This window comes from Kitasatospora sp. NPDC096204 (assembly GCF_044763205.1).
In the GTDB taxonomy this organism is placed as follows: domain Bacteria; phylum Actinomycetota; class Actinomycetes; order Streptomycetales; family Streptomycetaceae; genus Kitasatospora.
On sequence record NZ_JBIWFT010000011.1, the window covers coordinates 224,442 to 232,223 of the forward strand.

Annotated in this window: 6 protein-coding genes; 5 read left to right on the plus strand and 1 reads right to left on the minus strand. The window is 73.1% G+C overall.

From position 1 onward, the window contains the following. The first annotated feature begins 88 nt into the window (after positions 1-88). The 4 genes from ACIQ87_RS15140 (at position 89) to ACIQ87_RS15155 (ending at position 4,862) form a co-directional block, all read left to right on the plus strand. Complete coding sequence (locus tag ACIQ87_RS15140; protein ID WP_014136228.1) at positions 89-700, plus strand: response regulator transcription factor; 612 nt, start codon at positions 89-91, stop codon at positions 698-700. Positions 701-1,035: 335 nt separating this feature from the next. Further along, a complete protein-coding gene (locus ACIQ87_RS15145; protein WP_402406099.1) occupies positions 1,036-1,752 on the plus strand; it encodes a sigma-70 family RNA polymerase sigma factor in 717 nt (238 codons plus the stop codon). A gap of 295 nt (positions 1,753-2,047) precedes the next feature. Next, positions 2,048-3,550, plus strand: coding sequence for an IMP dehydrogenase (guaB, locus tag ACIQ87_RS15150; RefSeq protein WP_402406101.1), 1,503 nt, complete (start codon positions 2,048-2,050; stop codon positions 3,548-3,550). A gap of 184 nt (positions 3,551-3,734) precedes the next feature. Next, positions 3,735-4,862 carry a GuaB3 family IMP dehydrogenase-related protein gene (locus ACIQ87_RS15155; protein ID WP_402406103.1) on the plus strand — a complete coding sequence of 376 codons (1,128 nt, stop codon included), beginning with the start codon at positions 3,735-3,737 and terminating at the stop codon, positions 4,860-4,862. Between the two features lie 116 nt (positions 4,863-4,978). Here the strand turns inward: ACIQ87_RS15155 and ACIQ87_RS15160 are convergent, their stop codons facing one another. Then, complete coding sequence (locus ACIQ87_RS15160) at positions 4,979-5,542, minus strand: hypothetical protein (protein ID WP_402406105.1); 564 nt, start codon at positions 5,540-5,542, stop codon at positions 4,979-4,981. Between the two features lie 253 nt (positions 5,543-5,795). On the opposite strand from ACIQ87_RS15160, the gene ACIQ87_RS15165 reads away from it, so the two are divergent. Next, positions 5,796-7,691: a protein kinase gene (locus ACIQ87_RS15165; protein ID WP_402406106.1), complete on the plus strand. Its 1,896-nt coding sequence runs from the start codon at positions 5,796-5,798 to the stop codon at positions 7,689-7,691. Positions 7,692-7,782 lie beyond the last annotated feature (91 nt).

Here is a 7,782-nt window from a genome sequence, read left to right on the forward strand (position 1 = left end):
GAGTCTGTCGCCGATCGGCCGTGTCGGAGAGGTTCGTACCAGCCAGGAGGCTCAACGTGACGCGGATCAGCTGCGGAGGACGACGGTCATGACTTCCGTTCTCGTTTGCGACGATTCCCCGCTCGCCCGCGAGGCGCTTCGCCGCGCGGTCGCGACCGTACCCGGTGTGGACCGGGTCACCACCGCGACGAACGGGGAGGAGGTCCTCCGCCGCTGGGTGGCCGACCGCTCCGATCTCGTTCTGATGGACGTCCGGATGCCCGGCCTCGGCGGGGTCGAGACGGTCCGGCGGCTGCTGTCCGCCGACCCGGGCGCGCGGATCATCATGCTCACCGTCGCCGAGGACCTCGACGGGGTCGCGCTGGCGGTCGCCGCGGGTGCCCGCGGGTACCTGCACAAGGACGCCTCGCGCGCCGAGCTGCGGGCCACCGTCACCCAGGCCCTCGCCGACCCGACCTGGCGGCTCGCCCCGCGCCGGCTGCGCAGCCCGGACATGGGTGCCGCGCCGACGTTGACGGCGCGTGAGATCCAGGTGCTGGAGGGCATGAGCCACGGCCGCAGCAACGCCGAGATCGGCCGCGAGCTGTTCCTCTCCGAGGACACCGTCAAGACCCACGCCCGACGGCTGTTCAAGAAGCTCGGGGCCTCCGACCGGGCGCACGCGGTGGCGCTGGGCTTCCGCTGGGGCCTGGTCCGCTGACCACCGGCGGCGCCGCCGGTTGCGGCGTGCCGCCGGCGGTTCCCGGAGCGGGTCCCGCACGGGCGTGTGACGTTACGGTCCCGAGGTTGCACCATGGAGGAGTGGAGCACCTCGGGGACCAGCGGACAGGCACTGCGGCGAACCACACGGCCGCGGGACACTCGGCGGACGGCGCGACGGACGGGACCACCGACGGCGGCGGGGCGGGAGGCGGCACGGTGCAGGAGGGGCCGGTGGTGCGCGGCACGTCGTACGGTGCCGCAGCGCATAACGTTCCGGTGCACAACTCCGGACGCGGTGCCGCGTTTTCCCGCTCGACCAGGCACCATGGACCGATGCGTGACGACGTCGCCGGTGCGGCCGGCCAGGCGGACCCGGTGGAGGCCGAGCCCTCCGGTCCGGGCCACGATCCGTCGTACGCCGATCCCGGGGGTTCCGCCGAGGAGACCGGGCCGGGCCGCCCGCCGGTGCTCGGCACGGGCGGCTCGCCGCTGGTGGGCGAGCTGGTCGCGGCCGCGGTGCGCGGCGAGGGCCCGGCGATCGACGCGCTGCTCGCCTACGTCCACCCGCTGGCGCTGCGGTACTGCCGCGCGCGGCTGGTCCGGCTGCCCGGCGGGGCCCGGCACCACGTGGACGACGTCGCGCAGGAGGTCTGCGTCGCGGTGCTCTGCGCGCTGCCCCGGTACAAGGACCAGGGGCGCCCGTTCGAGGCCTTCGTGTACGGGATCGCCGCGCACAAGATCGCCGATCTCCAGCGGGCCGCGATGCGCGGGCCCGGTTCGACCGTCGTGCCGCAGGACGACCTGCCCGAGGTGCCGGACGAGGCGCTCGGCCCGGAGGAGCAGGCGCTGCTGAGCAGCGACGCGGCCTGGGCGAAGGAACTGCTCTCCAACCTGCCGGCCCGTCAGCGCGAACTGGTGCTGCTGCGGGTGGCCGCCGGGCTCTCGGCGGAGGAGACCGGGGAGGTGCTCGGGATGTCACCCGGCGCCGTCCGGGTCGCCCAGCACCGGGCGCTCAGCCGGCTGCGGGCGCTCGCGGAGGAGTCCTCCTGACCGCGCGGACCGGGCCGTCCGGCCGTCCGGGTTCGTGCCGGTTCCTCCGGTTGCGGGGGGAATGAGCCCCAGGGTGGGGATGTTGTCAAGGGCACACGAGGACACATTCGCGGTGCCAGTACCATTGGGTATCGGCGCCTGGGCGGGTTGCCAAAGTTTGACGGGTGCGCGCGGGGTCCCCCTGGAGGATCCTCCCATTGCACCCGGCTTCGGCGGTCTGCGCGAGTGAGCGATGAATGCGCCCCCACCCTCAGGGCGTGAGCGGATAAGGCCGGCCACGGAAGGTACCCCCCAAATGTCTTACAACGCCGCAGGCGTACCCGAGAAGTTCGCCATGCTCGGGCTCACGTACGACGATGTGCTGCTGCTGCCCGGGGCCTCCGAGGTGCTGCCCAACCAGGTGGACACGTCCTCGCGGGTCTCCCGGAACGTGCGCGTCAACATCCCGCTGCTCTCCGCGGCGATGGACAAGGTCACCGAGTCGCGCATGGCCATCGCGATGGCGCGCCAGGGCGGCGTCGGCGTGCTGCACCGCAACCTGTCGGTCGAGGACCAGGCCAACCAGGTCGACCTGGTGAAGCGGTCCGAGTCCGGCATGGTCACCGACCCGATCACGGTCGGCCCCGAGACCACCCTGGCCGAGGCCGACGCGCTGTGCGCCAAGTTCCGCATCTCCGGCGTGCCGATCGCCGACGAGGCGGGCAAGCTGCTCGGCATCGTCACCAACCGTGACATGGCCTTCGAGTCGGACCGCAGCCGCCAGGTCCGCGAGATCATGACCCCGATGCCGCTGATCACCGGCAAGGTCGGCATCTCCGGTGTGGACGCGATGGCCCTGCTGCGCCGCCACAAGATCGAGAAGCTGCCGCTGGTCGACGACGAGGGCCGGATCAAGGGCCTGATCACCGTCAAGGACTTCGTCAAGGCCGAGCAGTACCCGAACGCCGCCAAGGACGCCGAGGGCCGTCTGCTGGTCGGTGCCGCCGTCGGTGCCAGCGCCGAGGCGTTCGACCGGGCCCAGGCCCTGGTCGAGGCCGGCGTGGACTTCCTCGTGGTGGACACCTCGCACGGCCACAGCCACAACGCGCTGGCCTGGATCGAGAAGATCAAGTCGGCCGTCAAGATCGACGTGGTCGGCGGCAACGTCGCCACCCGGGACGGCGCCCAGGCGCTGATCGACGCCGGCGTGGACGGCGTCAAGGTCGGCGTCGGCCCCGGTTCCATCTGCACCACCCGCGTGGTCGCCGGCATCGGCGTCCCGCAGATCACCGCCATCTACGAGGCTGCGGTGGCCTGCCAGGCGGCCGGCGTCCCGGTCATCGGCGACGGCGGCCTGCAGTACTCGGGCGACATCGGCAAGGCGCTGGCCGCCGGTGCCGACACCGTGATGCTCGGCTCGCTGCTGGCCGGCTGCGAGGAGTCCCCGGGCGAGCTGCTGTTCATCAACGGCAAGCAGTTCAAGTCCTACCGCGGCATGGGCTCGCTGGGCGCCATGCAGTCCCGCGGCCAGGGCCGGTCGTACTCCAAGGACCGCTACTTCCAGGCCGAGGTGGCCTCGGACGACAAGCTCGTCCCCGAGGGCATCGAGGGCCAGGTGCCCTACCGCGGCCCGCTGTCGGCCGTGCTGCACCAGCTGGTCGGCGGCCTGCGCCAGACCATGGGCTACGTCGGCGCCGCCACCGTCGCCGAGATGGAGAGCAAGGGCCGGTTCGTCCGGATCACCTCGGCGGGCCTCAAGGAGAGCCACCCGCACGACATCCAGATGACCGTCGAGGCGCCGAACTACTCGTCCCGCTGAACGGTGTGAACGACCGAGGGGCCCGCTGCCGCACTGCGGTGGCGGGCCCCTCGCGCTTTCGGGGCCGTGGGGCGTGGGGGCGTCCGGCCGTGGGGCGTCGGGGCGGGACCAGCGGTAGTACGGGATACTGGGGTGCGGCCGGGGTGACCCGGTGGGCATGAGCAACAAAGCAGAAGGGCTCGAAGTGACTGAGATCGAGATCGGGCGAGGCAAGCGCGGCCGACGGGCGTACGCCTTCGACGACATCGCCGTCGTCCCCAGCCGGCGTACGCGTGACCCGAAGGAGGTCTCGATCGCCTGGCAGATCGACGCCTACCGCTTCGAGCTGCCGTTCCTGGCCGCCCCGATGGACAGCGTGGTCTCGCCGCAGCAGGCCATCCGGATCGGCCGCCTCGGCGGTCTGGGCGTGCTGAACCTCGAAGGCCTGTGGACCCGCTACGAGGACCCGCAGCCGCTGCTGGACGAGATCGCCGCGATCACCGACGAGTCCACCGCGACCCGCCGGCTCCAGGAGATCTACGCCGCGCCGATCCGTGCCGAGCTGATCAAGCAGCGGATCCAGGAGGTCCGCGACTCCGGCGTCGTCACCGCCGCCGCGCTGTCGCCGCAGCGCACCGCGGAGTTCTCCAAGGCCGTGGTGGACGCGGGCGTCGACGTCTTCGTCATCCGCGGCACCACCGTCTCGGCCGAGCACGTCTCCAGTGCCGCCGAGCCGCTCAACCTCAAGCAGTTCATCTACGAGCTGGACGTTCCGGTGATCGTCGGCGGGTGCGCCACGTACACCGCGGCGCTGCACCTGATGCGGACCGGCGCCGCCGGTGTGCTGGTCGGGTTCGGCGGGGGCGCGGCCCACACCACCCGGAACGTGCTGGGCATCCAGGTGCCGATGGCCACCGCCGTGGCCGACGTGGCGGCGGCCCGTCGTGACTACATGGACGAGTCCGGTGGGCGCTACGTGCACGTGATCGCCGACGGCGGGGTCGGGTACAGCGGGGACATCCCGAAGGCCGTCGCCTGTGGGGCGGACGCGGTGATGATCGGCGCGGCGCTGGCGCGGGCCACGGACGCTCCGGGCAAGGGGTTCCACTGGGGGATGGAGGCCGTCCACGAGGAGCTGCCGCGGGGCAAGCGGGTGGACCTCGGGACGGTCGGCACTACCGAGGAGATCCTGACCGGGCCCTCGCACACCCCGGACGGGACCATGAACCTGTTCGGCGCGCTGCGGCGGGCGATGGCCACGACGGGGTACACGGAGCTCAAGGAGTTCCAGCGGGTCGAGGTGACGGTGAACCCGGCGCTGGCCCACCGCTGACGTTCGAGGTGTGTGGTGTCGAGGGCCCCTGCCGGTGGTGGGGGCCCTCGGGCTTTTCCGTACGGGCGCGCGGGCTTCGGCCCGCGCGCCCGTGGGCTTTCCGGGGTGTGGGGTGGTCAGCTGCGGGTGGCCGTGCGACGGGTGAGGAGGTAGCCGCCGATGAGGGCGATGGCGTAGAAGGCGGCGTCGAGGGGGCGGAGGTCGGCGCGCCAGGTGGTGAGGGTGTCGTTCAGGAGGCCGTGGGGGGTGGGGGCCTCGGGGCGGACGCGGCGGAGGTGTTCGATCAGTTGGCCGAGGAGGAGGGCGCCGGCGGCGAGGAGGGCGCCGAGTGGGGGGAGTAAGCGGCCCTGGCCGCCGAGGCGGCCGAGAGGGAGGGCGACCAGGCCGGCGGGGGCGATGGCCAGCCAGCCGAGGCTGTCGGCGGCGCGCAGGGGGGCGCTGCCGTAGGCGAGGCCGCCGAGGAGCATGGCGAGCAGGGCCAGGGCCACGGCCAGGGCGGTGCGGCGGCGGGGGACGGGGCGGGGTGCGGGTTCGGCGGGTTCGAAGCCGGGGACGTGGGCGCCGGGCATGCCGGGGGCGATGTAGCCCTCGGGGGCGGCCGGGAGCGGTGCGACCGAGTAGTGCTGGGCGGTGCGCGGCCGGGTCGATGGGCCGTCAGCGCCCGGTGCGGGTGCGGTCATGGGCGTCGAATCCCCCCGGAAAGACGATGAGCTGCCGAACGGTAGCAGTGACCGGGGCGGATCTTGGCGAGTTTTCGATCACAGATCGGGCACGGAGCGCCGCACCCGTTCCGGTTCGTCCCGGCTTGTGGCGGGGGGCGGGTGGTCGAGGGACCTCGGGACAGGGGATGATGGAGGCTTGGGCGTTCGGGACCCAGGTCGGGCCGACGCGCCGTCACCACGACCGCCGGCAGCACATGGGGGAACGTTCCGAATGACCCAGGCGCAGGGTTCCACCGGCCGCCTCCTGGCGGGCCGCTACCGCCTGAACGGCGTGCTCGGGCGCGGTGGCATGGGTACGGTCTGGCGCGCCGAGGACGAGATGCTGGGCCGGACCGTCGCGGTCAAGGAACTGCGGATGAACGCCAGCGTCGATGAGGAGGAGAAGCACCGGCTGATCACCCGGACGCTGCGCGAGGCGAAGGCGACCGCGCGGATCCGGCACAGCTCGGCGGTGACGGTCTTCGACGTGGTCGACGAGGACGACCGGCCGTGGATCGTCATGGAACTGGTCGAGTCCCGTTCGCTGGCCGACGTGGTGCGGGAGGACGGGCCGCTGTCGCCCGCCCGGGCCGCGGAGATCGCGCTGGACGTGCTGGGCGTGCTGAGCGCGGCGCACGCGCTGGGCATCCTGCACCGGGACGTCAAGCCGTCCAACGTGCTGATCGGCGAGGACGGCCGGGTGGTGCTCACCGACTTCGGCATCGCCAGTGTGGAGGGCGACGCCTCGGTCACCTCGACCGGGATGCTGGTCGGCGCGCCCTCGTACATCTCGCCGGAGCGGGCCCGCGGGCAGAAGCCCGGGCCGCCGGCCGACCTGTGGTCGCTGGGCGGCACGCTGTACGCGATGGTCGAGGGACGGCCGCCGTACGACCGGGGCTCGGCGCTGGCCACGCTGACCGCGGTGATGACCGAGGACCTGGTCGCGCCGGTGAACGCCGGGCCGCTGCTGCCGGTGATCGAGGGGCTGCTGGCGAAGGACCCGGCCGAGCGGCTGGACGCCTCGCAGACCCGGTCGATGCTCAAGCGGGTGGTCGCGGAGTCGACCTCGCGGGCCGAGTCGACCACCGAGCACGCGGTGCCGCTGGAGAAGCCGGTCGAGGTTCCGGAGCCCGCGGAGAAGGAGAAGGAGAAGGAGCCGGAGCAGGCCGAGGACGGCCGCAAGCGGCCCGTGGGCGGGCTGCTGGGGACGGTCCGGGTCGGTGGTCGGGCGCAGGACGGGGAACCCGCCGAGAAGCCGTCGGGGGATCCGGCGCCGGAGTCGATCCGTCCTGTGACCAGCGAGTGGACGATGGGTGCGACCCAGGCGGCCGGGGCCGATCCGCGCACCGGCCGGCGGCGGCTGGCCATCGCCACCGTGATCGTGGTGCTGCTGCTGATCGCGGGCGTGGTGGCGGTGATCCGGATGGTCGGCAACGGGGACGCCGGGGCGGGCGGCGGGGCCACGCGGAGCGCGGGGGCCACCGCGCCGGTGGTCGCCGGTACGGAACCGGTGGCGAGCGAACCCGCGCCGGCGCCCGTCCAGCCGACCCCGGCGCCGGCCCAGCCGACCGGTGAGCCCGCCACGGCGCCGGACGCGCCCGCACAGTCCGCCGGTTCGCCGGCGGCTCCCGCGCAGCCCCCGGCGCCGGCCCAGCCCGCACCGGCGCAGCCCGCGCCCGCGGGGGTGCCGGCCGGGTACCACGAGTACAAGGACCCGAGCGGCTTCTCGGTCGTGCTGCCGGACGGACTGCAGCCGACCGGGTCGGACGCCAACCGGCGGATCTTCAAGAACGCGGCCGACGGCAGCCAGCTGCGGATCGAGTGGACCACGTCGCCGGGGGCGAGCGCGGTCGCGGACTGGCAGGAGTCGGAGCCGAACGTCCGCGGTCAGGTCAGCAACTACCAGCGGCTGAACCTGGCGGCGATCACCTACCGGCAGTGGACCAACGCGGCGGACTGGGAGTGGACCAACGGCACGCCGAAGACGCACTCGCTCAACCGCGGCTTCGTGACCGGCACCCCGGCCAAGTACGGGTACTCCATCTACTGGATCGTCCCGGACACCGAGTGGGCCGCGCAGGCCCCGGTCCGGGACGTCGTGTTCAACAGTTTCCAGCCGGCGCCCTAGTAGGGCTTGGTCAGGTCCGTATGGGTGTGGGGATGTCGCGGTGGCAGGTGGGGCAGGCGCCGGCCCAGGTGGCGAGGAGTAACTGCAGCTC

Coding starts and splice junctions, on each gene's coding strand:
- ACIQ87_RS15145 (WP_402406099.1), top strand. CDS start 1,036: ATGCGTGACGACGTCGCCGGTGCGGCCGGCCAGGCGGACCCGGTGGAG.
- guaB (WP_402406101.1), top strand. CDS start 2,048: ATGTCTTACAACGCCGCAGGCGTACCCGAGAAGTTCGCCATGCTCGGG.
- ACIQ87_RS15140 (WP_014136228.1), top strand. CDS start 89: ATGACTTCCGTTCTCGTTTGCGACGATTCCCCGCTCGCCCGCGAGGCG.
- ACIQ87_RS15165 (WP_402406106.1), top strand. CDS start 5,796: ATGACCCAGGCGCAGGGTTCCACCGGCCGCCTCCTGGCGGGCCGCTAC.
- ACIQ87_RS15160 (WP_402406105.1), bottom strand. CDS start 5,542: ATGACCGCACCCGCACCGGGCGCTGACGGCCCATCGACCCGGCCGCGC.